This window comes from Thermosynechococcus vestitus BP-1 (assembly GCF_000011345.1).
GTDB lineage: Bacteria > Cyanobacteriota > Cyanobacteriia > Thermosynechococcales > Thermosynechococcaceae > Thermosynechococcus > Thermosynechococcus vestitus.
Window position 1 is genome coordinate 1,982,071 of sequence record NC_004113.1, and the last position, 25,407, is coordinate 2,007,477.

The following is a 25,407-nucleotide window of genomic DNA, read 5'->3' on the forward strand; positions in this document are numbered from 1 at the left end:
CGGCAGCCGTGAAAATCTATAGCTTTTCTTTAAGTTTTCGCTAGAGTATAAATGTTTCTTGCATTTTGTTGCCTAATTTTGCGGAGGGCCTAAAGGGACTGCTCCCCAGGACTGGGTTGTTGTTGCAAGAAGTGGAGAAAATCCAAGAGTTCTTCATCGCTCAATTGCTGGCGCGATCGCTTGCCATAGCGTTGCAGTAAATAGGCACGACCTTGGGCTTCGGTCCATCCCAAACGCTTCATTTCCACGGTGGTTTGGGCAATTTCATCCGCCAGATCCACGGGGTCGCGCTTGCTGGGGGGCTTCTCACTGGCCGGTTTGACGGCGGGGTGGCTGGGGTGAGGATTGGCAGGAGTCGTGGGTTCTAGAATCAGATCAGTATTGCGGGCCTCTGACCAAGGAGCTGCCTCTAGGGCTGCCGGGACACGGGGAATCAGTTCCGCTTCCGTTTGCACAGGGAGGTGAATACCCAAGAGTCGCAGGGCACGCTGGCGGGCACTATCTTCCGCCTGTTCAAGGGTCGGTGCCGCAGCCATCCCTGTCGCCAGAATGGTCTCCCCCACTAGGAGAGTCGTTTTGACAATAAAGAGGCCGTCATGAATTTGCAATAAATCACTGACAATGCTGCCGGTGGGATAGCGGCGGTGAAATTCGCTCATGGGAGTGCCGCACCAAAACGACGCATCGAGTTGATCTTATTCTATCCTTGGCGGGGGGTTGGCCTAGAGGAGATTCAACACTGCCCTGTGAACGCCAGCCGACTGCAGGTAGCCTTGATAGTCGGGAACGGGAGCGCAGAAGGTGTGTTGCCATTGGTGAATCAAGGCCGTGGGGTCAGGGGGCAAGGCTTCCAGTTCAACCCCAGCCATACCCGTATCCGCCATGAGGTAACGGACCTTAGGATCGTAGCTGAGGGCAAAACAGCGACAGCCAACACTGGCGGCCATAATCAGCGCATGGAGACGCATGGCGATCGCTCCCGCCGTTGCCGCCAAAATGCCCTTCATCTCGCGGGGATCCTCACAGGAGATCAGTTGGGTCTGATCAGGCAGGAGGGCCCCATAGAGCTCCTCAGCCAAGGGCAAATCCTGTTGCAGCTGAAAGGGTAATAGCAAAAGCGGCACACCCATCTCTTCCTGCCACCGCCGCAAGGCCATTTTCAGACGCTGCCAGCGATCGCTCGTGAGGTGGCGATGGGGACGCAAACACACCGCAATGGGCGCCTTAGCCTTGGGGGGCAACCCAGGACGCGCCGACATCAGCCATACGGGATCGGCTCCCTGTTGATGGGGAATTCCCCACTGTCGCAGAAGGGCCGCCGACCCGGAATCTCGCACTGTAACGGCCAGACAACGGCGGAGCAGTTTCCGAGTCCACCAGCGATAGAGGGGCGATCGCAGCGGTCCAATTCCCTGGGCCCAAGCAATCGTGCGGCAGCCAAACCGCTGCGCAAGGGTCATCAAGCCAAGGTAATAGAGGGGACTGCGCCAACTCGTCACATCCTGAATCAGACTTCCCCCACCCCAAATAAAGGCCTGGCTCTGTTGCAGAGTACGCAGCACTTTTTGCCACTGCCGGCGATCGCAGGCGGCAACACCATAGCGGTCTGCCGTGGCCCTAGCATTACCGCTAAGAACGACCGGTGCAACGTGGGGGGGCAACTGTTCGAGGAGCGTTGCCAACAGCGCCTCATCGCCGGTATTTCCATAGCCGTAGTAGCCACAGAGAAAGACTTGACTCATACCACAGGCTCCACGAGCGGCACTGCCTGAAGAATCTGTTGCAGCACGTTGATGAAGGAGGAGGTGGGTTGAATGGCCGGCACCAAAGAAACGGAGTGGCGGGGATACCTGACCTGCAGCAGGGCGAGTTGGCTGTGCACCTGATCAAGGGTTTTGCCACCAAAAAGAAAGTAGCCATAAATTTTGCTACTGGTATACCCCTGAGCCATCCGCGCCTCAATGGCATGGTTTAAACTTCCCGTTTGCGTCAGCAGGGCTGGACGCACACCACAGGTCTGACACAGTTCCTCAAACCAAGGGAGGACTTCAGGCCGACGGCTGCCATGGCCCAGGAGAATATGGGCACCTTCATCGGCGATCGCCCGTTTTAACCATGCTTGAAAGAGCGGCTGTCCGCCCAAGAAGGGGAGTAATTGAATGGGAAGCACCGACTCGGCGGCGGCGATCGCCAGCGGTAGATCCACGACCACATGGTTGCCTGGCAATAAAAAGAGGGGTAGGATCACCATCCCCTCAGCCCCCTGAGAGTGTGCCTCCTGACTAAATTGGCAAATCTGCTTAGGCAGTGGTGCCCCTTCAAGGGTTCCCCAGCTGAGGATGCCAAGAGGGGTGAGTTGCTGGCACAGGAATGCCATCGCTTGCTGCGGTTCCGGGGCAGGGCTGCCGTGGCTAATGAGAAAGTAAGCCATCATGGGGGGTAAGGAAGCGCGATCGCCAGTTTTCACTCAAGAGTTCCTGTTGCGGTACCAAAACCTGCTCTCCGGAAGCTAACCACTTCACTTGGACGGTACCATCCGTCGCTTCACTCTCGCCAATGACCAGACACACGGTGGCACCAACGCGATCGGCGCGTTTCACCTGCTTGCCAAAGGCACTACCGCTGAGATCCACGTCTACGGTATACCCTTGATGCCGCAGTTGCTGTGCCAAGATCAGGCCTTGACGTTCAGCAGCTGCGCCGCGGGTCACCATATAGAGGTAGGGCTGATTGCGCGCTGGGAGGGGGCGATCGCGCAAAAGTAAAATCAGCCGCTCCAGTCCCATCGCCCAACCAATTGCCGGGGTTGGTGGGCCACCCAGTTCCTCCACAAGGTGATCGTAGCGACCACCGCCACAGACAGTTCCCTCATTCCCTAAACTCATATCCTGAAATTCAAAGGCGGTGTGGGTGTAGTAATCGAGACCCCGCACAAGGGCAGGGTTAATTTGGTAGGCAATGCCCAGAGCCTGCAGGAGGGATTGGACTTGCTCAAAATGGGCGCGCGATCGCGCACTCAAATAATCCAAAAGCCGCGGCGCTTCCTTGACAATGGCTTGGGTGCGGGGATCTTTGCTATCCAGAATTCTGAGGGGATTGCGGTGGAGGCGTTCTTGGGAATCGGGGTCTAAGTCTGCTTTGTAGGGGGTGAGGTAATCCACCAAGGCTTGGCGATAGGCACTGCGATCCTCGCGATCGCCCACGGAGTTGAGCATCAGGGTTAACTGCTTTAGTCCCAGAGCCTGCAAAATATCTAAGGCCACGGCAATGACTTCAGCATCGGCACGGGGATCAGCACTCCCTAAAACTTCCACCCCCAACTGGTGAAACTGGCGGTAGCGACCGGATTGCGGCCGCTCATAGCGAAACATTGGCCCTAGGTACCACAGACGTTGCACGCCCCCTTGGCTGTGGAGGCCATGCTCAATATAGGCGCGAACCACCCCCGCGGTGCCCTCTGGCCGCAGTGTCAGCGACCGTTGAGCGCGATCGCGAAAGGTGTACATCTCCTTACTGACAATATCAGTGGCTTCACCAATGCCCCGCTCAAACAGAGGGGTTTGCTCAAAAATGGGAGTGCAAATTTCACGGTAGGCAGCGCGATCTAAAATCTGACGGGCAATGGTTTCTAAATACTGCCAATAGACCCGCTCAGCGGGCAAAATATCGCGAGTTCCCCGTGGTGCTTGCAAACCCATGTGTGGTCAATGCGCAAATGAAACAGACGTATTATACCTGCTTATACCTGACTCGCTTCCCCTTCCCAGTCACTTCTCCACCCGCTCTAAAACCTCGCGAATGTGCTTGAGTTCCCCAAGAATGTCCTTGAGGAGATCGTCGGTGGGATTGGGGGGGATTGTTTTTAATTCCCCTTGGAGGGTAGTCATCCCCATCACATCACGGGCAAAGCGAGCCACTTCATTTCACCGCCAGAGGCAGTCTCCCCCAGGGGTTGCAGGGGTTGGCCGGGGTTGGCACTCCAAAGAAAGGTAATCTCGTCACTGCCGCTACTACTGGCTTCTGTGGTTGTCAACTGCACTGTAAAGCGGGCTTGGGGAAGTCCAAGGGGACCAAGGTGGGCCAGGAGGTCTTGCTGGAGGCGTTCTGCTGCCCCTTGCCGCAATTGATGGAGTTGCTCACTTGCTTGCTCAAAAACTTGCCGCCGTTGGGCAACTTCTGCCTCTAGGCACTCTTGGCTAGTAGTAGCATCCTTGAGGGCAGCTAATTCTGCTTGGATGCGATCGCGATAGGCAATGACGCTGGCCAAATCGGGGCCATACTTGCGACAGAGGCGTTGTAATTGGTGAATACGGTGACTTTCCTGCCCCTGTTTCCCCAGTGAGGACATTGAACCCCCCCTGAAAGGTCACCTCTAGCTCCGCAATGAGGGCAAAGTTCTGAATCCGCAGTGTTTGTAGCATTGTGGCTCTACGAGAGCAACAGTTCTAGGGCAATCCTTGAGAAAAGGGCAGTGACCCACTTTGGGGATCGTGCGACTTGATTTTGTACCGCCGATTAGCCTACATAGTAGAAGGTAATATTTTGCAACAATGTGAGGAGCGACCGCGCGGATGATCACGGAGGCAGCGATTCCGGCCACGGTTCCTAAGGAATTTTTAGGTCCCCCGGTGGGCTTTAATCCCACCTTAGTGATGTTTTTTGCCGCATTTGCGATCGCCATTCTATCCACTTGGGGCTACGTTCAAGGTCACTGGCCGGGCGGGCTCTCATTTGTGGCCAATATGTTAGCCTTGCACCTCATGGGCACAGTAATTCACGATGCCTCCCACAATGTTGCCCACCGTCATCCCATCATGAATGCCATCATGGGTCATGGCAGTGCCCTGATGTTGGGCTTCGTTTTCCCTGTCTTTACCCGGGTGCACATGCAGCACCATGCCCATGTCAATGATCCCGAAAACGATCCCGACCATTACGTTTCCAAGGGGGGGCCGCTGTGGTTAATCGCCCCCCGCTTTTTCTACCACGAGATTTTCTTTTTTAAGCGGCGGCTTTGGCGCAAGTACGAACTCCTAGAGTGGTTTCTCAGTCGCCTGACGCTGGTGGGGATTGTGACCTTTGCGGCGCTCAATGGCTATTTAGACTACATTTTGAACTATTGGTTTTTACCGGCTGGGGTTGTGGGTTTGATGCTGGGGCTGTTTTTTGACTATTTTCCCCATCGTCCCCACACCGAGCGCGATCGCTGGCACAATGCGCGGGTCTATCCCAGTCGTCTCCTCAACATCCTTATTTTTGGCCAAAACTACCACCTGATCCATCACCTCTGGCCGAATATCCCTTGGTACAAGGTGCAGCCCGCCTACTACGCCGTCAAACCTCTCCTCGATGCTCACGGCTGCAAACAAACCCTTGGTATATTGGAACCAGGGAATTTCCTGCCCTTTCTCTACGATGCGTTAGTGGGTTTGCATTTTCACCGTCCCCGTTCCTCCTGAGGTGCCTTCCCGCCATGGTGATTAGCGCTGACGGCGATCGCCCCCCTGTGGTGGCGGTTGAGAACCTCCAAAAATCCTACCGCACTGGTTTCTGGCTGCAGACGGTCCTCACCCCCCTCAAGTCCATCTCGCTGCAAGTCCAGCCAGGGGAAACCTTTGGCCTGTTGGGGCCCAATGGAGCGGGCAAGACCACCCTTTTAAAAATTCTCTTGGGGCTGGTGCGACCCAGTGCTGGCTCCGGTACCCTTTTGGGATACCCGTTGGGCGATCGCGCTGTGCGGCAGCGGATTGGCTACCTACCGGAAAATCCCTACTTCTACGACTATTTGACCGCTTGGGAGTTCCTAGAGTTTACGGCAGGACTCTTTGGCCTCAGTGCCGCCACCTGCAAAGAACGCATTCCCCTGCTATTGGAAATGGTCGGCCTCAATCTCAAGGATGCCCGCAAAAAGCAAATGCGCCGCTATTCAAAGGGCATGGTGCAGCGGGTGGGATTGGCACAAGCCCTAATTAACGATCCCGAAGTGGTCTTTTTGGACGAACCCATGTCGGGCCTCGACCCCCTTGGCCGCTACCAAATTCGCGAGATCATTCTTTCCTTAAAACAGCAGGGCAAAACAATTTTCTTCAATAGCCATGTGCTGGCGGATGTGGAAGCCATTTGCGATCGCGTTGGCATTTTGGCACAGGGGGAACTGATTTGTGCAGGTACCGTTGATGAACTCCTCGGCAGCAGTCAAGCCTACCATGTGGTGGGCAAAGGGGGTCATGTGGACGGCCTTCAGGAATGGCTCTATTCCCTAGAAATTCAGGGCGATCGCTGGCAAGGTGTGATCAAAATTCCCCTACAACGCTTCCTCGCTCTCGTTGAAGAAATGGGGGGCAAAATCCTGCAACTGCGCCTGGCTCGCCCCACCCTAGAGGAGTTTTTTGTGGAACAACTGCGCCAAAAAGGAATTCAAGTCACCCATTAAGGAAGTCATCCGTCTAAAGTTCTGGTTGCAAAAGGTGATCATCCATGCTGAACTGGCGCCGCTTTCTCTGGTTGAGCTGCCTAGCCGCTCTTTTAGTGGTTGCCTGTGGTACCTCTTCCTCTTCTGTGGCCACCGATGCCCTCAGCCAGAAAATTGAGCAGTTGCGACAGGCGCCCCTTACCGTTGTCGTTGAGAATGCCCAAGGCCGTCCGATTCCCAATGCCCGCCTCCAACTGGCGCAGCAAAGCCACGCCTTCCCCTTTGGCGTTGCCCTCGATACAGAGATGTTTCGTCCCAGCCCCCCTGCGGCTGCTCCTTGGTACAAGCAGACGGCCCAGGAAAACTTCAACGCTGCGGTCCATGAAAATGCCCTCAAGTGGTACCAGTTGGAGCCAGAACAGGGGCAGCTGGACTTTACCATGGCTGATACGATTCTTAACTGGGTGCAGGCTCAAGGCTGGCCAATGCGGGGGCATACCCTCTTTTGGGAAGTGGAGGAGTTTAATCCCCCTTGGCTAAAAACACTGCCGCCCGCCCAACTGCGAGCAGCGGTTAAAAACCATGCCATGACTGTCTGTCACCACTATCGCGGCCGCATTAACGAGTTTGATGTCAATAATGAAATGCTCCATGGCAACTTTTTCCGCAGTCGCCTTGGTGAGGACATTGTCAAGGAGATGTTTGAATGGTGCCGTGAGGGCAATCCCGAGGCCGTTCTCTATGTCAACGACTACGGCATTATTGAGGGCGATCGCCTAAAGGACTATGTTGAGCAGATTCGCGATCTCTTGGCGCAAGGGGTGCCCATTGGCGGTATTGGTATTCAAGCCCATCTGGAATCTCCCTTGGATGAGGCCAAAATGCAGCGGGCCCTCGATACCCTCGCTCAGTTCAATCTGCCCTTAAAAATTACCGAAGTGAGTGTGAGTTTGGCGGACGAGCAACAGCAGGCCCAGACCCTGCGCCAGATTTACCGCATTGGTTTTGCCCACCCCGCAGTCAAGGAAATTTTGCTTTGGGGCTTTTGGGCGGGGAACCATTGGCGTCCCCAAGCGGGACTCTATCGCCAAGACTTTGCTCCTAAGCCAGCGGCGATCGCCTACCGCAAGCTACTCTTTGAGGACTGGTGGACTAGGGTGAGTGGTCGAACCAATGCCCAAGGCCAATGGCAGGGCCGCGGCTACCTCGGTCGCTATCGCTTAACCGTTGCTGCCCAAGGCCAAACCCAGACCCGCGAGTTTGAACTCTCCCAAGGGGGGACCACTGTAACCGTGCGGCTATGAGCCTAGCCCCGCAGAGCCGCCGTCAAAAGGGAGAGCCAAGCCAAGGGATTGCCGCCAGCGTAAATGTCTATGACCGCCTGAGCCAGTTGAGGGAGGGTGCGATGGCCATAGAACCAAGGGGGTGTCACCGGTAACTGGAAGGGAACACGAACCACGGCTTTTTCGGGATAGTCGAAAAGGAAGCTATTGTGAACAACGCCTACCCCAGAACCAATGGCCGCTGGCCTATGGCCAGGAAAGGCGCCCCAGGGGGTACACCCCAGCCCATAGGCTAAGGAGACCCACGCATTAATGGCAATGGCACCGTAGCGCAGTTGGGCGATCGCCCGCTCCAGCGCCTCTGCATGACTGGCCTCAGTCCGTGGATCAATGATGAGACTACAGCCAAGGGTGCCCCAGAGCCGCTCATTAACAAAGGTCACCGCAGTGGCGAGGTAGGCAGGGACATCATTGACGGGCAGTTGCACCTCTGCCAACAGACCACAAAAAACCTCTTCTTGGAAAATACGAGGATTCGCCGTCGGGGTGAGGCCTTCAATCAGGGTCCAAGGAATTGTCCCTTCCCCAGAGGGACTCAGAACCGTGGCTTGGGGATAGTCCGCCAAAAACGATTCATAGCGGGCGATCGCCCCCGGATAGTAGGCAGGACGCGACGGAATCCCTTGCAGTTGTGCCTTGAGGGCGTTGAGGAATGCCTCTCGCTGGGGCCACCCCGCAGCCGTGACGAGGATTTGCGCCCCAATGCAGTTGAAGCTGGCATTATGGACAAGGGCACTGGCCACTTGGCGGGCTTGATAGGCCAGCTCAGACTCTGTCCACTCCCCAGGAACCATCAGCAAGGGCGTGACATTTCCCAATTCCGCCGTCACCGGTTTGGTTAACTTCGGTTGTTGGCGGGCTTTGCGAAGGGCCTGCTCCGCCGCCGTTTCTCCCCAAACAAGACGATTGTAGGTGTGGTGGGATCCCGTAATGTGAATGTGCTGCGTCAAGGGATGGTGGCAGAGGACTTCCCCCAGGGCAGCATCTCCTTCAACAATCTCCAGGAAACCCGCCTCAATCAGAGGGGCACAAACCTTACGAAAACAATCCGTCAAGGGGGCCAAGAGGGGATTCATCTTCAGGAGTGCTACTCGATTGGCCACCACGAGTTGATAGAGGGCATCCGCCAAGCACAAGGACGTGATATTGCCCGCCCCCAGGACCACAGCGACCCCCGGCGGGGGTGGGTTACGGTAGGCACTGCCTTGAGTTGGGGGGTGATTGGGTTGGAGCCAAACTTCCGCTTTCACCCCAAACCAGAGTAAGCGCTCTTGCCAATTGCGAGGCACAATCTCAGCGATCGCCTGACCGGTGGGGGCGGTTCGCCAGCGGCGTACAGGGGGAGTTGCCTCATGACGCAGGGCGTAGAGATAGTGATCCAGCTTGAGAATCAGTCCCAGGGGGCCGGTTGTCCACTCTTCCCCTGCCCAGAGGCCTTGGGGATCAATCCCCTTAATTTCACAGGCCAGGGTAACCCACTCTGTGGCATGGCGGCGAGCCAGAACCTTAACCGCTTGCAGATAGGGAATCCGCTGCCGCGGCGAGAGTCGCTGCCACTGACTAGCCTGTTGCTGGAGGCGTTCCAGCTCGGGAAGCGGGACGGTTGCAACTGTCATAGAAGTCCGGATCTTCACTCCTAGGGGAACGGTTCTCAGCAGTGCGGGGTGCTGTTTTTCTCAATCCTTCTGTACCAAGAAACTCAATCGCGATCGCCCGCCCGCTGCGCTACATTAAAAAATTATGAACGATGCAGGGGAGGTAAGGTGTGATTCGTCCCGACAGCGAAGTCATTTTAGAAGTTAGAGAGTTAACAGCCAGTGTGGAGGACACCCCCATTCTCAAAGGCCTGAACTTGACCATTCGCGCGGGAGAAATTCATGCCATCATGGGACCCAATGGCTCCGGCAAAAGCACCTTCTCCAAAATTCTCGCGGGTCATCCAGACTACACTGTAACGGGTGGTGAAGTACTCTACAAAGGCAAAAATCTCCTGGACTTGCCCCCTGAAGAGCGTGCCCGCGAAGGCGTCTTTTTGGCCTTTCAATACCCCCTGGAAATTCCGGGGGTGAGCAACCTCGACTTTTTGCGGGTAGCCTACAATGCCAAGCGTAAGCACCAAGGCCTCGAGGAACTGGATGCCTTTGATTTTGATGATTTGGTGCGGCAGAAAATTGAACTGGTGAAGCTAGAGGAAGGCTTCCTGCAGCGGGGGGTGAATGAGGGCTTCTCTGGCGGTGAGAAAAAGCGCAATGAAATTTTGCAAATGGCCCTGCTGGAACCCACCCTTGCCATCCTTGATGAAACGGACTCCGGGCTTGATATTGATGCCCTGCGCATTGTTGCCAACGGTGTCAACCAACTCACTCGCCCCGATAACTGCATTCTGCTCATTACCCACTATCAGCGGCTGCTGGACTACATCGTGCCTGACTACGTCCATGTCATGGAGGGAGGGCGCATTGTCCTCACGGGGCCGAAGGAACTGGCACTAGAACTGGAGGCACGGGGCTATGACTGGGTTCGCGAAGAGGAGGTGGCTGCGTCATGACAATTACAGTCAAGGCCAATTCCGATCAAGCGGATCTGCCCCAGGCCAGTGGTGCCAATGAGCTCAATGACCTATTGAACTTCGCCCCGCCCCTGCACCACCCTGAGCTGGCAGTGCTACGGCAGACGGCCCGCGATCGCCTCCACGAGCAAACCTTGCCGACCCCCCGTGATGAGGATTGGCGCTTTACGGATTTATCGGTTTTACGGACGCGCACCTTTCAGCCGCCCATTGCCCCCCTTAACCCTGAAATTGTTGCTGAGGTGCAACATTTACTGTGCGAACGCAGTTTTCCAACCGTTGCCCAGATTGTCCTGATTGATGGCTATTTTTGCGGGGAACTCTCCCGTGTGGATGCCGCGGGGGTTGAGTTATTGCCCCCCTCCCTGCCGGCGATCGCCCCCCCGGAGGTCTTCAGTGACCTCAATGCCGCAATGCTGGCAGAGCGGTTGTGTCTGCGCCTGTCGGGACATTTCAGGGAGCCAGTGGAGGTTTTCTTTGTCAGTAGCCGGCAGCAGCAGAGCGTGGTCTCACCCCGCCTTACCGTTGAAGTAGCTGCCCACGGTCAAGTTACCCTGATTGAACGTTTTTTGTCCCTCACCGGTGACCAACAGTTCACCAACACTGTGACGGAAATTTCCCTAGGGGCTGCCGCTGGCTTGCACCATGTGCGCATTCAACACCAATCGCCGACAGCAATTCACATTGGCTCTACAGCAGTGTGCCAAGCTCAAGACAGTGCCTACGAGGGGCACGCCATTGATTTGGGGGGATGTTTGAGTCGCCACCATTGGCAGGTGCAGATCCAAGGCAGTGGTAGCCAGACAATCCTGAAGGGACTCGCGATCGCTATGGATGAGCAGATCGTAGACACCCACTCGGCAGTGCTCTTCCATGCTCCCCACAGCAGGAGTGAACAGATTCACAAGTGCATTCTTGGCGATCGCGCCCATGGCATCTTCAATGGCCGAGTGGTCGTGCCCCAGGTGGCGCAACTCACCGATGCAAGCCAGCTCAATCGCACACTACTGCTTTCCGACAAAGCCCGTGTGGATACCAAGCCGCAACTGGAAATTGTTGCTGATAACGTCAAGTGCTCCCACGGTGCCACCGTCAGTCAACTGGCTGCGGAGGACATCTTTTACCTGCGTAGTCGGGGCCTTGATCAGCACCAAGCACGGGATTTATTGGTGAAGGCCTTTGCCCTTGAGCAGCTCAGCGACATTACGCCCGAGCCACTACGGGAGGAAATTGAGGAAGCACTGCTTGCCAAATTAGGCGGATCGCTGCCGTAACATCCGCCAGCCACTCAAAAACATCAGGAGCAGAGCAGCACTGAGTAGCAAAATATAGAAGGGTTTTAGGGCTGCACCTAGATAAGCCCCCTCGTGGATCTGCAACAAAATAGCCACCTTTTCTTTGGGCAACCGCAGCCAATAGCGACTTAAATGATAACTCACTCCTGTAGTGGCACTGACCAGCAGTGGTAGGAAGAGCAACAAGGCACCATATTGATGGATGAGCCTCACCTTCACATTTGCCTTTACAGAGGAGAAGCGACGCTTTAAAAGCCAGGGATTAATTAACCTAAAGCCGCTAGCAACCAATAGAACCACAGTCAGACTCAGCAAGAACATGTAGAGCACACTAAACCATTCCCCCAAAAAGGCACCCGTGTGGATTGCCATCATGGCTTTACCAAAGTCCTTTGATAGATTTAGCCAACTACGACCTAGGCGATAAGCCAACCCCGTACAATTTGTTAACCCTAAAGGTAAAAACAGAGCGATCGCTAGCTGACGATGTAGGCGACGGACATTCATCTTAAAAGTCTCCCTATGGTTCACTCAAAGCAACGCACTGAATTAAATTTCAGCCCATTTCCGCAGCAAGTTAGAGTACACCTTGCACAAGAGATCAAAATCTACCGTCTTTCCCTGCTTTTCAAAAAGGCTGCGGCGAACAGTATCTAACTCAAAAAGAAGTTCCCGCTCTAGGGGATCACGGATTAAACTTTGCACCCAAGCCACTGCAACAAGACGCACACCCTTGCTCACTGTCTCCACCCGATGAAGAAAGATGGAAGGATAAACAATCATTGATCCCGCAGGCAGCTTAAAATACTGCTCTCCTAGGCTAGTATCGAGCACTAAGGCACCCCCTTCATAGGCGAAAGGATCATTTAGAAAAATTGTCAAGGACACATCAGAGCGTCTTAGTTGATCGCCACTTCCCATAAGGGCATTATCTGTATGGGTACCGTAGGCCATCCCTACTTCATAGCGGCTAAACAGAAGTGGGCCAATGATCTTGGGTTGGACATAGGCTTGAAAGAGCTGATTTCTGCTTAAGGCAGAGAGTACAATTTCTGAGGCAACTCGGTACTCCTCCCCCTCCTGCACCAGTTGTTGATTGTCCTTAACCGTTTTGGCATAGATGCCGGCAGTCCATTTGCCGTCCTCAAAGACCCCTGCTTGCAGGAGGGTATTGAGCTGGTTCAGTTCCTCAGTGGTCAGTACTCGATCAATTTGCAGCAGCATAACATGCTTTTCTTTCTTTTCTTTATAGGTGTGCACAGGATAGCAATAGGCGTCTTGAAGGGCAGAGTAACTACCCTGCCCTGCTGTGGCTGTACCTCAACTCAAGTGATGGAGCTTGAGTCACAAAAACAAGGCACCCTATGACTGCCAATATCGATAACGACCCCGTTCACCGCGTTCACCGTATTCACCCCGCTCACCGTATTCACCCCGTTCACCGCGCTCAGCCATCAGGTAAATACTAGAGCCTCTGGTTGAACTGCTGGTAACGGCAGTGGCAGAGGTACCCGGTAGAGATGAAGGCCGATAGGAGGTTCCTCCCTCCTCGCCGCCAGCATTGGAACCTTGGCAACTGGCTAAGGTTGTCACTAGCCCTAGGGAAAGAAACAGACGGACAGCCTGTGAAGAATTCATCGAAGACCACTCCTTAAAAAGTGCAATTCTGTTTTTCTCCCCAACCTTACCAAGAGAAAGTAAAAATCTCGGAAAAGCTTCCCTCCTATACCGCAGGGAGCTTGACGACAAATGTTGTTCCCCTATGCTGCTGACTGTAGACGTTCACAGTCCCCCCATAGTGATTGACCAGTGTCTTAACCACTGCCAAACCCAGTCCTGAGCCTTCGGCGTAATGCAGTCTTGCTTCACTAGATCGCCAAAATCGATCAAAAATACGGGGGAGGTCTTGAGACGCAATTCCAATGCCAGTATCCTGAATTTCAACGACGGCAAAAGCTCCCTGTTTTCTAAGGCAAACAGTTATCGCTCCACGATCGGGGGTGTACTGAAGCGCGTTATCTAAAAGATTGCTAAAAATTTCATAAATTTGTTGAGAATTGCCGCGGATATGGGTAATATTTTGGCATTGATAGCTCAGATCAATCTCTTTTTTTTCAGCGCGATCGCGATGTAGTTCAATCAGTGAATCTAATAACTCATCTAGGTCAAACTCGACCCATTGACTCTGATCAAGTTTTTCATTATCTATGCGGGCTAAGATCAAGAGCTTATTAATCAAAGTACTCATCTGCTGACAAGCCGATGAGATAATTTTAATCTTATTTAAACAGGAAGGATCAAAGTTATTCAAGTAAACTTCTAAGAGTGAAACAGAGGCCTGGATTGCGGTTAGGGGATGGCGCAACTGATGGGAAGCATCGGCAGTAAACTGCTTAATTTGATTCAGTGAAAGAACGACTGGCCTCAGGTTTTGATGAGTTAACCAAGATGCTGCAAAAAGTGTCAGGGTGCTATTAAACAAAATATTTAATAGAAAAATATATTTCAAGTAATTAATCTCTTTTTCTAATTCAGCAGTAGATTCTACTACACAGACATAGCCAATAATTTTACCCTGCTGTCCTGATTGAATCGGAGTTGCATGTACTGGTAAAAGAAAACGGTGATACTGATCTGCCTCGATAATTATTCCAGAGGTAGGAAGATCATTCGGAAAGCTGACTTTATGGAACCTTTTCCCTTCGTATATGATTAAGTTTCTATCTTTATCGTACCACTGAATTCCTTGGGAGAGGTTAATAAGAGGGCTCTCTATAACTTCATAGACAGAACTAAAGTAATACTTTCCCATCAATTGAGAAACAGTTATTGGCTGTAAAACTCCCGATTCATCCATAGGAACATATTTTTTATATTCTGGTTGCTTCTTTAACTCTTGATACTCATGCTCAAGAATAGAAAAAACATTAGCAGACCAAGTTCCTACTTCCCTCAAGTTAGTATTTAGTTGATCATAGCGCTGAGCAACAATTAGGGAGTAAATAGCCAATGAAGAAATGGATAAGATGCCGTTAATCAGTAGAAAGTATATGAGAAATAGGCGATTTCGCAGATGACTAAGTTGCCGATTGAAAGTTTGGATTAAGCCGATAGCCAAAACCATAGACAGTCTCAATCAAATTGGCGGGAGCGCCTACTGCTTTCAACTTATGACGCAGGCTTCTTAAGTGTACTTTAACCGTTTCCTCGCCTGGCATCTCATCCAGTGGCCAAGCATAATCCATAATGGCTGAGCGGCTCAGAATACGGCTGCCATGGCGCAAGAGCACCTCTAAGATGGCATACTCTTTGGGTGTAAGATGCAGCTCTTGATGGTTATAGGTCACTTTAGCCCTATCGGGATCAAGAATGAGGGCACCCCAGTGGAGAATAGGGGCAAAGGGCAGTGGCTTGCGCCTCAATAGGGCACGAACTCGGGCCAATAGCTCAGGGAGATCAAAGGGCTTGACCATGTAATCATCGGCCCCAGCATCAAGGCCCATCACTTTGTCGCTGCTAGTGTCTCGAGCAGTCAGAATCAGAATAGGAAGCGAGTGACCTCTTTGGCGAATTGTTTGGCAAAAGCTGAGACCGTCCATGCCAGGTAAGCCGAGGTCTAAGATAAGGAGGTCAAAAGCGGTGGCTTCTAAATAGTCCAGTCCTGTCTCGGCATCATAGGCAATTTCAACAATATACTGCTGATGTGCTAGAGATTCAGCAACTAAGCCCGCAATTGTCCTATCATCTTCGATAACTAAAACTTTCACTGGTGCCGACTCAATAGCTTTAGCGAGTCTTTTGGGGGGCGATGGATGGCGATCGCCGACGGCAGGTTGCAAGCGATCGCCAGCTCTTGCTAAGGAGAGACAGCTAAGTGGTGTATTCAGCGTTAATTTTCACGTAATCATAGCTGAGATCGCAGCCCCAAGCCACACCCCGACCACTGCCAGAGCCAATACTCACCTCAATCACCACAGGATGGTCAATGGATTGCTGACCACTGGCATCCGTACTGGCAGCGGCTTGCTGAACCAAATAGGCATGGGCAGCAGCGGGATCAAAGGGTAGGGGCTGACCGTGGCGCATCATGGGGATACCCCCCAGGGCAATGGCCAGGTTACTAGCATCAAAGGGTACCCCCGCACGACCTGCCGCCGCAGCAATGCGTCCCCAGTTGGGATCCCGTCCGTAAATTGCCGACTTCACCAGCATTGAACTTGCAATGGTTCTGGCCACTTGACGGGCAGCGGTATCATCGCTGGCACCGCTCACTTGGACTTCAATGAGGCAAGTTGCCCCCTCCCCATCGCGGGCGATCGCCTTCGCTAAATGTACACAAACAGCCGTCAGCATTTCTTCAAGGCGGGTGGCGGCTGCGCCCGGCTCCGCGATCGCAGGAGTACGTGATTGTCCATTAGCCAAAGCAATGACACTGTCATTGGTGCTGGTGTCGCCATCCACAGTAATTTGATTGAAGGAGCGATCGCAGGCGCGCTGTAGCATTTCCTGCCACAGATGGGGGGAGACAGCGGCATCACAAGTAATAAAGGCCAGCATCGTTGCCATCTTCGGGTGAATCATTCCCGACCCCTTGGCCATACCACCAATGCGAATGGTTTGCCCCTCCCACTCGGCTTCAAGAGCAATTTGCTTAGGCACTAAATCTGTTGTCATAATTGCCCGAGCAGCAGCCTCTCCACCACCATCACTCAAGTTTGCCGTTAGCGTTGGCAGCGCTTGGCGCATTTTTTCAAGGGGAATGGGTTGACCAATGACCCCAGTGGAGGCCACCAGCACCATCTCTGGACTGAACCCCAAGGCCGTTGCCACCATATCCGCTTGGGCCAAAACCGCCTGCCAGCCCTGTTCTCCCGTGGCAGCATTGGCCTGACCCGAATTACACAAAATGGCTTGCGCCGTTCCCTTGGTTTGTAATCGCTGCCGACAGTAGCGGACGGGTGCGGCACACATATGGTTCGTCGTAAATACCCCAGCGGCGATCGCGGGCACATCGGAAACAATCAATGCCAAATCCGGTGCGCCTGAAGCTTTGAGTCCTGCCGTTATTCCCGCAGCCCGATACCCCTTGGCCGCAGTCACACCACCTGTAATTTGTTGCCAGTGGCTCATAGTGTCGTCAACAAGAGAATCGTTGCGATTATATCAAGGGTCTTTCCCAAAAGAGCAACTGTTAAGGTTTCTGCAGAAGTTTAGGGAAAGATGACGACTCAAGGAGCGAAGTCCTTGGGTAATCGGCAGGGTCATCGCTGCGGTTGCCAGCACAATGGGGCAATTCGCTAATTAAACGTTGTCGTTGTAATTTGTTGTTGTTATTTGCTCAGGTTCACTGTAGGCTTTAAGGGTTCGATCCACCAATTGAATAAAGCCAATAGGGGGGCATTGATGCCGCGGCACCGAGCAGCAATTTCAAGGTGCGATCGTAAGATTGTCAACAAGGTTAATATCTAGCTCAAGTTCACTGTAACTGAAATGACAACCAGTGGTTAACAGTGCAGGGTTGCCCTCTCACCAAACATTGGCATTCAGTCCAGCAGCAGTTGGGTGATACAGGTTTCGTGGGCTGTCCCCTAGCAGCCATCTTGATCAGGGCCCCGGCACAAGTTCAATAGGGTCATCTTTCGCCCAAAAGCCTAGCTCAAAGTCCTCAACGCTAACTTGCAGCAACTGCCGCGATAGGGTTAATGTGCGGGTCGTCGGGTCCATGATTCACCCTCGCCGTTGCTTAGCCTGTATTGCGCATCCCCGCTGCTATGCCATTGATGGTCAAGAGTGCCCCCCGCAGCAATTCACCCCGACCATAGCGGGAGCGCAAAATTGCCCCAGAGGTGGTTTGGCTATTGTGCTGGCGCAGCCGTTTCAAAAGAGATACTTGCAGGAAGCCCAAAGGAACAATGGTGCGATTGCGCAGTTGCACCGATCGCTGAAGCGCCGGATCCCCATCGAGTAGCCGCTCATGGCCAGTAATCGTGAGGACTAATTCCGTGGTCAGGCGATATTCCTGAGCAATCTGATCGTAGAGGCGGCAGAAGGCTTCACGGTTTTGGGGTTGGCTGAGTTCTTGGACATAGTAGCGGGCAATCTCTAGATCAACCTTGGCAAGGGTCATCTCAACCTTAGAGATCACCATGCGGAAGAAAGGCCACTTATAGTAGAAGTAGCGCAAGAGGGAGAGATGCTCAGCGGGTTTTTCCTCAAGGAATTCCTTCAGGGCAGTACCCACGCCATACCAAGCCGGCAGCAGGAAACGGGTTTGCGTCCAACTAAAGACCCAAGGAATTGCCCGCAGGCTCTCAAGGGTTTTCTTGCCCCCCCGCCGTGTTGGCCGTGAGCTAATTTGCAGTTGGCTAATCTCTTGGATTGGGGTGACTTCGTTAAAGAATTCAATGAATTCTGGCTGCTCATAGATGAGATGGCGATAGCACTGGCGCGATCGCGTAGCCAACTCCTCCATAATCTCGTGCCAAGGCTCAATCTCATCAATACTACTGCGGAGCAAACTAGCTTGGATGACCGCTGTGGCCACTGTTTCGAGGTTAAAGAGCGCGAGTTCCGGCAACGAGTATTTGGAAGCCAGCACCTCCCCCTGCTCAGTAATCTTGATTCGTCCCTTAATCGTTTGTGCTGGCTGTGCCAAAATCGCCGCATAGGCAGGTCCACCACCCCGACCCACTGAACCACCCCGACCGTGGAAAATGCGCAGTTGGAAGCCAAAACTCTCAGCAATTTTCTGCAGCTGTTGTTGTGCCTTATAAATTTCCCAGTTGCTACTGAGGAAGCCCGAATCCTTATTGCTGTCGGAATAGCCCAGCATGACCTCCTGCAGAAAGGGGGTACTGTTGCTTCCAAGATAGCTCCGGCAAAAGGGGAGAGAGAATAGTTGGGTCAGCACCGCTGGGGCGTGCTTGAGATCCTCCACCGTTTCAAACAGGGGAATGGCTTGCAGGGTACTAGCGCCAGTGGCTGGATCAAAAAGGCCTGCCTCCTTAGCAAAGAGGAGTACCTCCAACAGATCGCTGACCTCATGGCTCATGCTGATGATGTAGGTATTGCACAAATCGGTGCCAAATTCCTGCTGGAGTTGCCGCACCATGCGGAATGTTTCAATGATTTCATTGGTGCGATCGCTAAAGGGGAGTTCCCCTGGAATCAAGGGGCGACGGGTCGAGAGTTCACTGAGGAGCCAGCGGGTGCGTTCGGCTTCTGAGAGTTCTGTATAGGGACAGGGGAGAATACCCAAATAGGCGGTAATTTCATTGAGGGCCTCAGCGTGACAGGTACTTTCTTGGCGAATATCCAAGGCTGCTAGATTAAAGCCAAAGACCTCCACCTGGCAAATCAAATCATCCAATTCGCGGCAGGCCAATCCCGTTTCCTTGAGGTTACGCTGAATGAGCAGCAGTTCTGCCAAGAATTCTTCACCGTGGCGGTAAAACTGTCCATTATTTAACTCTTCCGCCTCATTGCGGCGAATGCAATAGGTTTGCAGCGCCCGGTTGCGATCGCGGGTATTTTGCAGCCGTTTGAGCACATAGGCCAGTTTCAGGCGGTAGGGTTCCTGCCGATAGCGCACCGCATACTGCTCATAGATACTCGGGAGTTGCCGTTGATCCTGCTCAAGGGAATCTAGCAAATCCGGCAGCACATCGCACCAGTGCAGGGACAGGCTGAGCAAATTGATTAAGCGCTCAACGGACTTAATATACTCCTCAAGAACTAAGTTGCGTTGATAGCAGGCCGTTTGCCACGTTACTTCTGGTTTGACATAGGGATTGCCATCGCGATCGCCCCCCACCCAAGAGCCAAAGCGGCAGAAACGGTGACGGGGGGGCTGAAGCGCGGGAAAGGTTTCATGTAATGACTGCTCCAGACGGCGATAGAGCTTGGGAATGACAGCAAAAATTACCTCCTTGAAGTAGTGGAGGGTGTATTCCACCTCATCGAGCACCTCCGGCTTAAATTGGTGCAACTCATCGGTGCGCCACCAGAGGCGAATTTCCTCCATCAGTTGTGCCCGTAAAGTTTGGGCGTTCCAATCCGTGAGGTGTGGAGAAGCCCCCTCCAGCACATCCAGTTGCTCGAGTAATCGGGCAACCCGCCGCTGCTTATCACGAATCGTTTGCCGCACAATCTCCGTCGGGTGGGCAGTGAACACCAACTTAATGTCCAGTTGATCCAAAAGCTTTTGAATATGGCGCGGCGGCACATTCAACATCTGCAGCCGAGGAAAGAGCCAAGCAAAGGAACCATACTGCTGAGTAGCGGGAATGGCTTCGTAGAGACTATGCTCTAGGCGTTCACTCGGCCCACTGCGCACATCCGTTGCGTTGGCAGCAGTATGAGGCAGCGGAAAGCCTTCACCACTGACACCGGAAATTGGTTCACTCATGACACTGCGGCGGCGCAATCCCTCTTGGGCAGCGCGTTCACGGTTGTATTGTTGTTCATAGTGCTGCTCAACGATGTTGATAATTTGAAAGTAGAGGTTAAAAGCCCGGGCCGCTCTAATGGCCTCATTGAGTTCGAGGGATTCAATAACCTTCAGCAATTCCCCTTCTGGGGCATGGAGCACATGACCTTCCGGCGAAGAGAGAGCCCCCAAGCGCCGCAATAGATCAACCAATTCTTGACCCGATTCTGCCGCCAAGACATCGACCAAGACCTCTTCCACCAGTCGCAACCGTTCCTGTAGGGTACGGGCTGCCAAACTTTCACTTTCAATTAAGCGATCGCGATTGGTCACATCGAGGACTGATGTCATATTTACCCCAGCCTGCAAAGATAATACTCCTTACTTTACCCAATCCTGAACCAGGGCGGTACAACAATTGATAACAGGCGTATTAAGGATTTGTTAACAGTTCTAAGCTGTTTTGCTGCTCAGAATCAGTTCCAGGTGTTGCAGGCGATCGCGAACGCCATAATTCACCAAAGTAATGCTTTGCAGACGTTCCAACCAGCCGGCAGTGATGCCATTGAGGTATTGAAGTAAGGGCCAACGCTGGCTCAAGGGGGCAAATAGCTGCGGCCAACGGGCATAAACCAGCCCCTGAATCCCTTGTCGCTGTCGCAGCAGGCTCTCTGGCAACCAAGAGACTTTTTTGTTCTGATTCTGGGAAAATACCGATAGGGAAGATGCCAGTATCAGGCGATCGCCCCGCTGCTCGTAGGCGGCGGCCACATCAGAGACCAAGCCTTCACTCGTCTGCGGGTCAAGCATCAATTTCACCCAAGCGGTTACGGGTTCTTTGTTCAAGACCAAGCGATTGACCTCATAGCCATTGGCACGGGCAAGATCATCCAGTTGTTGCAGCACAGTTGCCACCTCTGGGGTATTGGGGCTCTGCCACCACCATTGCCACTGTCCATCGGCTGCGGTCCAAAGGGCCAGGCTAAAGCGATCGCTGGCCAAGGGAAAAATCTGGCTACTCAAGTCCACCGGTATATCCGCCGTTAAGTCCTGCAGCAGTTGGCTGACAATATCATCCCCTTGGGGAGTTTTGCCAAAGCGGTAATCGGCCAAAGCGGCGGTGAGTTGGCCATAGCCCTCTGGCAAGTGGGAACCTGCAACCACCAGTGCCGGCGGCGGTTCTTGGGAACGGAGAAACGCCAGGTCAAGGGGATCAGAGGTTAGTGGGGCATCACTGGTGCGGTGCAGCAGCATTTGCAGCTGGAGCTGGTTGTTTTGTGCCTTCACCGCTAAGAGCAGGCGATCGTAGGTGGGTGCCAGTGCACGACCCTCAGAACTCAGGGATTGGAGGTTAGCATAGTAGAGGGCCGTAGGTTGAGCGTCTAATTGAGGCCGCGCCACTTGATAAAAGGTCAAACCCGCAAGATTGCCATCCCCGGTCACCGCTGCCCCCAAGCTAGCAATCATGGTCTCCACATCCGAAGCAAGGAGCAGCCGATTGCCCAGCCGTGCTGTGACCAAGTCCTTGCCCACCTGAAGGGGGATATTTTGATAGACTTGCGACTCAAAGGGATGCCTCTGCCAGTAGGTCTCCAAAAAAGTCGTTGCTGCTTCTAGGCGCTTCAGGGGCAAAATCCACAACTGACGTGGGGATGAACACGCCTCCGGGCAGGGGAATTGGGCAAACGTCACCCCCTCTCCCACCCAACCATTGATGTCAGACCACGACCAGCCCCAATGAGCAAGTTGGGATGTCCAAAAATGCTCCGCTAAAAAATGTAGGGGATCGCTACTGGGAAGTTGATTGAGCTTGAGGACACTCTGGGCCTGGCGGGGGACAAAGATCAGGTCATCGCTATCGGCAGCAAAAGCCGGCTGGCCACACATTAGAAACAACCAGCAGAGGATAAAGACCAAAAGGGATGACCATAGCGATCGATGGTGCGGTTGCATGAGTGCCCTCAATGTGGCAAGCCCAATTAGCGGTTGGTGACAGTGGCCGCGTCCCGCGAGGTCAAGCGCTCATAGGTAGCCCGCATTTTCAGCCCCGTTAGCACTTGGAATAGACCCGATCCATTATCGGAACCCGGATAGTCACGGTGCTTCAGCAGGAGTTCCGTCACTTCGCCGTAGTGCTTGGTGGAGGTATTACTCAGGTGGCTTTCAATGTAGATGAGTTCATCGAGTTTTTCAAAGCGACCGTCCACTTCTAAGACCGAAACGGGGTGACCATAGTATTCATCAGGTCCGTAGCTGAGGCGGATGCCCGGATAGGAGCAGGTGAGCTTACGACCGCAGGGAATCCAAGTAATCGTTGAGCCTTCATCAAAGAGATAGACTGGCTCAAAGCCGGGGATGCCTTCCCGTTGCAGCATCCGTACCCGCAGGATATTGCCGACTTTTTCCTCTTTGGCCAACTGGCTTGGCAGAATTTGCAAAACCACGTCAGCGTACTGCTTTTGGGGATCGATATAGGCCATAAAGTCAGGGCGACGGGCGTTGATGGAGGCAATGACGTCTTCATAGCTATGGCCCCGCTCAGCCATGTCGCGCTTGATCTTCCAAGCAATTTTTACATCGTCACTGATGTCGAGATAAACACTGAAATCAATGAGCGATCGCACCCGTTCATCATAGAGGGGATGCAGGCCTTCAATCACAATCACGTGGTTGGGATCCACCTTCTCCGGCGGATCAATCGTCCCCGTTTCGTGGTTGTAGATGGGTTTCATGATTGATTCGCCATTTTTGAGAGCCTTGATCTGCTCGTACATCAGATCAAAGTTGTTGGCGCGGGGATCAAGCGCTGTAATCCCCATTTCTTTCCGCTGCTTGCGATCCAGACTGTGATAGTCATCCAAACAAATCACAGTCATAAAGTCTTCGCCAAACAGATCGGCCAGTCGGCGCAAAAACGTTGATTTACCACAGCCGGAGTCTCCAGCAACGCCGATGAGAACCACACGGTCTGGCTTACTGCTCATAGCTGACGATTCCCTTTGCTCGTAGAAGTGGACATCCCCTGATGGGGTGGTTCAGTATTCCCTTACTGATATTACAAGGGTGGTGTCCCTCTAGGATAGTTTTTTGGGCAAAAAGAGGAACCTTGCCATCCCCAGGGGGGGTGGGTGGTTGTTCTAGGGAAGAGTTTGGGATACATTAATAGATTGCGAAAGTTCATCCTAGGGATCATCATGGCCTGCCCCAAAAAGAAAACCTCAAAGTCCAAGCGCAGTATGCGCCGTGCTGCCTGGAAGCGCCAAGCTGCCCTTCAAGCACAACGCGCCCTTTCGATCGGCAAGTCTATTTTGACTGAACGTGCCCAAGGGTTCTACTTCCCTGAAGCCGAAGAAGAGAACGAAGACGAGCAGGAGTAATCATGGCCACCCCTACAGAGCCGAGCCGCACCCCTAAATTGGAAACCCCCAAGTACGGCTTTAATACCTTTGCTGAGCGGATCAATGGCCGTGCTGCCATGGTGGGTCTGGTGGCTCTTTTGCTATGGGAATATTGGACAGGAGAGGGCCTGCTCCACTGGTTGGGTTGGCTCTAGGGGACGCCTTTAGCACTGTGTTGCATGATTCCCTACAACCTCAGTGACCCCCGCCTCTTTGGCATTATGGTTGGGGTGATGTTTTTGATGGTCGTCAGCCGCCTATTGCTAGTGGCTGGCTTTTTTTCGCTGGTGTATGTCGTGGCTTCCTGGACGCCCCTGAGGAAACGACGGGTAAATTTGCGGCCTTACCAGCGAGGACAGTTTTGGCAGGAGTTTGGCTGGTCATTGGTGACAGCGGCTATTTTTGCGCTGGCGGGGGCGATCGCCGCCGTGATGTGGCAGCGGGGCTGGACAGCGGTTTATCTGGAGTTAAATTCCCCTTGGGACTATATGTACTTTCCCGTGAGCATTGGCCTTGTGCTGCTGCTCCACGAAACCTATTACTATTGGCTCCATCGCTGGATGCACCAACCAAAAATTTATCGCCGTGTCCATCGGGTACATCACCATAGCATTGTTGCCTCCCCCTGGACTGCCTTTTCGTTTCATCCCTGGGAGGCCTGCTTACAGGCGATTTTTCTGCCGCTGATTATTGTGCTTGTGCCGCTGCACCCCTACGCCATCGTCATCCAGCTCAGCCTCATGACGCTCTCCAGTGTGATTAACCATCTGAATTTAGAGATTTACCCCCGTGGCTTTGCGGAACATTGGCTGGGGCAGTGGTTGATTGGGGCCACCCACCACAGTTTGCACCACAGTCAATTTCGTTGTAACTATGGCCTCTATTTCACCTTTTGGGATCGCTGGTTGGGAACAGAAAGTCGTGATTACCTGCCTCTGTTTCGCGATCGCACCCAAGGCTGAACTCAGGATGAATTCTGCATAGGCCCATTGGCAAAGGCGTAGGACAGTCTGTCTGGTTCAGTGGCAGTGAGATGGTCAAGGCACTTTCCTTTCCGATGATGGCGGAGCGACAACATCCGCTGATCCAACCGTTACTTACCCTTTCCGATGCAGAATTGATCCAGGCCTTTCAGAATCAGCGCGATCGCGGCTGCTACTTCGTGGCTCTCTATTGCCGCTACGGCCCCCTGGTGTACAGTGTTCTGCAACACCACGGGCGATCGCCCGTACAGGTGGACTATCTTTTTGCCAAGGTGTGGCATGGGCTATTTTTCAGCTTTGACCTTGTGGAATTTACCCCTGAGGGTGTGAAAGTGGGTGACGAGGAAGCGCGTTCCCTGCGCAATTGGATTGTCAACCGCACCGCCACCCTCATTCAAGAAGATCTGCCCGGCATTGAGCACATTACCTATGTCCTTCAGGATGCACCACCGCCCCTTTGGTGCTACTTGGAAGCGAGCCTTGCCTACCTGAGTCCCCTGAGCCGTCTCGTGCTGGTAACAACCCAAACCTTTCACTGGAGCCTTGAGCGCCTGCGCGCTTATCTAGACCTTCAAGGGGAAACCTACAGCCTTGAGGAACTCCACCAGCATTTAGAGGAAGGCCTAGCACGCATCGTGGAGTATCTGCCACCGGATATTCGCCAAATTTACTTAATGCCCAATCGGATGTCGGAGGACTCCCCCGCTGTTCAACCAACCCTTGAAGAACTCTTTCCCAATAGGGTTGAGGAGGTGGGTGCCCATCTTGATAGCCCGCCGGGAGCAAGCGTCGGCGAGGCGACTGAGACGACGGACAGTATTGATAACCTACTGGCAGAGTGGGAGCGGATTCTCTCCGGTTGAGATGATGATTTTCTTAAAGGAATCCCAGAGGGCTTTGGGCTAACCCCAAGACCGTGCCTTGTATGCTAGACTCAATTTATTGAGAAAAATTTCTAACAAAATCTTACTTCTATGGG

25 protein-coding genes and 1 pseudogene are annotated in these 25,407 nt (G+C 53.4%); 9 read left to right on the top strand and 17 right to left on the bottom strand.

The features are described 5' to 3' along the window. Window positions 1-89 precede the first annotated feature (89 nt). The 7 genes and pseudogenes from TLL_RS09610 to TLL_RS13560 form a co-directional block, all read right to left on the bottom strand. A complete protein-coding gene (locus tag TLL_RS09610; RefSeq protein WP_011057732.1) occupies window positions 90-659 on the bottom strand; it encodes a hypothetical protein in 570 nt (189 codons plus the stop codon). Window positions 660-722: 63 nt separating this feature from the next. Next, entirely contained in the window at window positions 723-1,742 is a 1,020-nt protein-coding gene (gene csaB, locus TLL_RS09615; protein ID WP_011057733.1) for a polysaccharide pyruvyl transferase CsaB, read from the bottom strand. Continuing rightward, window positions 1,739-2,467, bottom strand: coding sequence for a sirohydrochlorin chelatase (locus tag TLL_RS09620; RefSeq protein WP_011057734.1), 729 nt, complete (start codon window positions 2,465-2,467; stop codon window positions 1,739-1,741). The genes csaB and TLL_RS09620 overlap by 4 nt, the downstream gene beginning before the upstream one ends. Continuing rightward, window positions 2,412-3,698, bottom strand: a complete 1,287-nt coding sequence (hisS, locus tag TLL_RS09625; protein WP_011057735.1) for a histidine--tRNA ligase — start codon at window positions 3,696-3,698, stop codon at window positions 2,412-2,414. Before hisS ends, TLL_RS09620 begins: the two co-directional genes overlap by 56 nt. Window positions 3,699-3,767: 69 nt before the next feature. Continuing rightward, window positions 3,768-3,917, bottom strand: a complete 150-nt coding sequence (locus tag TLL_RS09630; RefSeq protein ID WP_164920946.1) for a hypothetical protein — start codon at window positions 3,915-3,917, stop codon at window positions 3,768-3,770. Continuing rightward, window positions 3,893-4,348 carry a DNA repair protein RecN gene (locus TLL_RS09635; protein ID WP_011057736.1) on the bottom strand — a complete coding sequence of 152 codons (456 nt, stop codon included), beginning with the start codon at window positions 4,346-4,348 and terminating at the stop codon, window positions 3,893-3,895. Before TLL_RS09635 ends, TLL_RS09630 begins: the two co-directional genes overlap by 25 nt. Beyond that, window positions 4,314-4,421, bottom strand: a pseudogene (locus TLL_RS13560) (AAA family ATPase); the annotation flags it as partial. The pseudogene TLL_RS13560 and the gene TLL_RS09635, both read right to left, overlap by 35 nt. 153 nt (window positions 4,422-4,574) lie before the next feature. Between TLL_RS13560 and crtR the strand changes: the two are divergent. Genes crtR through TLL_RS09655 form a run of 3 tightly spaced genes read left to right on the top strand, consistent with a single transcriptional unit; the run spans window position 4,575 to window position 7,716 of the window. Next, on the top strand, window positions 4,575-5,459 hold the full coding sequence (crtR, locus tag TLL_RS09645) for a beta-carotene hydroxylase (protein WP_407635182.1): 885 nt from the start codon (window positions 4,575-4,577) through the stop codon (window positions 5,457-5,459). 14 nt (window positions 5,460-5,473) lie between these two features. Continuing rightward, window positions 5,474-6,433, top strand: a complete 960-nt coding sequence (locus tag TLL_RS09650) for an ABC transporter ATP-binding protein (protein WP_011057738.1) — start codon at window positions 5,474-5,476, stop codon at window positions 6,431-6,433. Between the two features lie 44 nt (window positions 6,434-6,477). Next, window positions 6,478-7,716 carry an endo-1,4-beta-xylanase gene (locus TLL_RS09655; RefSeq protein WP_164920949.1) on the top strand — a complete coding sequence of 413 codons (1,239 nt, stop codon included), beginning with the start codon at window positions 6,478-6,480 and terminating at the stop codon, window positions 7,714-7,716. Window positions 7,717-7,718: 2 nt separating this feature from the next. On the opposite strand, the gene TLL_RS09660 is transcribed toward TLL_RS09655, so the two are convergent. Further along, complete coding sequence (locus TLL_RS09660; RefSeq protein WP_164920950.1) at window positions 7,719-9,371, bottom strand: aldehyde dehydrogenase family protein; 1,653 nt, start codon at window positions 9,369-9,371, stop codon at window positions 7,719-7,721. 149 nt (window positions 9,372-9,520) lie between these two features. On the opposite strand from TLL_RS09660, the gene sufC reads away from it, so the two are divergent. Together sufC and sufD are read left to right on the top strand one after the other, a co-directional pair. Next, window positions 9,521-10,303, top strand: coding sequence for a Fe-S cluster assembly ATPase SufC (gene sufC, locus TLL_RS09665; RefSeq protein ID WP_011057741.1), 783 nt, complete (start codon window positions 9,521-9,523; stop codon window positions 10,301-10,303). Next, on the top strand, window positions 10,300-11,598 hold the full coding sequence (gene sufD, locus TLL_RS09670) for a Fe-S cluster assembly protein SufD (RefSeq protein ID WP_011057742.1): 1,299 nt from the start codon (window positions 10,300-10,302) through the stop codon (window positions 11,596-11,598). The genes sufC and sufD overlap by 4 nt, the downstream gene beginning before the upstream one ends. Here sufD and TLL_RS09675 read toward each other — a convergent pair. The 9 genes from TLL_RS09675 to TLL_RS09715 all read right to left on the bottom strand — a co-directional run bounded on the left by TLL_RS09675 (window position 11,578) and on the right by TLL_RS09715 (window position 23,031). Next, entirely contained in the window at window positions 11,578-12,126 is a 549-nt protein-coding gene (locus TLL_RS09675) for a PepSY domain-containing protein (protein ID WP_164920951.1), read from the bottom strand. The genes sufD and TLL_RS09675 overlap by 21 nt on opposite strands. Window positions 12,127-12,168: 42 nt before the next feature. Next, window positions 12,169-12,843, bottom strand: coding sequence for a Fe2+-dependent dioxygenase (locus TLL_RS09680; protein ID WP_011057744.1), 675 nt, complete (start codon window positions 12,841-12,843; stop codon window positions 12,169-12,171). Window positions 12,844-12,981: 138 nt separating this feature from the next. Continuing rightward, a complete protein-coding gene (locus TLL_RS09685) occupies window positions 12,982-13,257 on the bottom strand; it encodes a hypothetical protein (RefSeq protein WP_011057745.1) in 276 nt (91 codons plus the stop codon). Window positions 13,258-13,342: 85 nt separating this feature from the next. Continuing rightward, window positions 13,343-14,743, bottom strand: a complete 1,401-nt coding sequence (locus TLL_RS09690; RefSeq protein WP_011057746.1) for a sensor histidine kinase — start codon at window positions 14,741-14,743, stop codon at window positions 13,343-13,345. Continuing rightward, complete coding sequence (locus tag TLL_RS09695; RefSeq protein WP_011057747.1) at window positions 14,697-15,386, bottom strand: response regulator transcription factor; 690 nt, start codon at window positions 15,384-15,386, stop codon at window positions 14,697-14,699. The genes TLL_RS09690 and TLL_RS09695 overlap by 47 nt, the downstream gene beginning before the upstream one ends. A gap of 103 nt (window positions 15,387-15,489) precedes the next feature. Beyond that, complete coding sequence (gene argJ, locus TLL_RS09700; RefSeq protein WP_011057748.1) at window positions 15,490-16,749, bottom strand: bifunctional glutamate N-acetyltransferase/amino-acid acetyltransferase ArgJ; 1,260 nt, start codon at window positions 16,747-16,749, stop codon at window positions 15,490-15,492. A 613-nt stretch (window positions 16,750-17,362) separates the two neighbouring features. Then, on the bottom strand, window positions 17,363-20,398 hold the full coding sequence (ppc, locus tag TLL_RS09705) for a phosphoenolpyruvate carboxylase (protein WP_011057749.1): 3,036 nt from the start codon (window positions 20,396-20,398) through the stop codon (window positions 17,363-17,365). A gap of 102 nt (window positions 20,399-20,500) precedes the next feature. Next, entirely contained in the window at window positions 20,501-22,000 is a 1,500-nt protein-coding gene (locus TLL_RS09710; RefSeq protein ID WP_011057750.1) for a DUF3352 domain-containing protein, read from the bottom strand. A gap of 26 nt (window positions 22,001-22,026) precedes the next feature. Further along, window positions 22,027-23,031, bottom strand: coding sequence for a phosphoribulokinase (locus TLL_RS09715; RefSeq protein WP_011057751.1), 1,005 nt, complete (start codon window positions 23,029-23,031; stop codon window positions 22,027-22,029). Between the two features lie 210 nt (window positions 23,032-23,241). Between TLL_RS09715 and TLL_RS09720 the strand changes: the two genes are divergently transcribed. The 4 genes from TLL_RS09720 (at window position 23,242) to TLL_RS09730 (ending at window position 25,291) form a co-directional block, all read left to right on the top strand. Beyond that, complete coding sequence (locus tag TLL_RS09720) at window positions 23,242-23,424, top strand: 50S ribosomal protein L32 (protein ID WP_011057752.1); 183 nt, start codon at window positions 23,242-23,244, stop codon at window positions 23,422-23,424. A gap of 2 nt (window positions 23,425-23,426) precedes the next feature. Then, complete coding sequence (locus tag TLL_RS12660; protein WP_011057753.1) at window positions 23,427-23,600, top strand: hypothetical protein; 174 nt, start codon at window positions 23,427-23,429, stop codon at window positions 23,598-23,600. A gap of 24 nt (window positions 23,601-23,624) precedes the next feature. Continuing rightward, the gene (gene crtG, locus TLL_RS09725; RefSeq protein ID WP_011057754.1) at window positions 23,625-24,407 is read left to right on the top strand and encodes a 2,2'-beta-hydroxylase CrtG; all 783 of its coding nucleotides are present in this window, start codon (window positions 23,625-23,627) and stop codon (window positions 24,405-24,407) included. Window positions 24,408-24,478: 71 nt separating this feature from the next. Then, window positions 24,479-25,291, top strand: coding sequence for a hypothetical protein (locus tag TLL_RS09730; RefSeq protein WP_011057755.1), 813 nt, complete (start codon window positions 24,479-24,481; stop codon window positions 25,289-25,291). Window positions 25,292-25,407 lie beyond the last annotated feature (116 nt).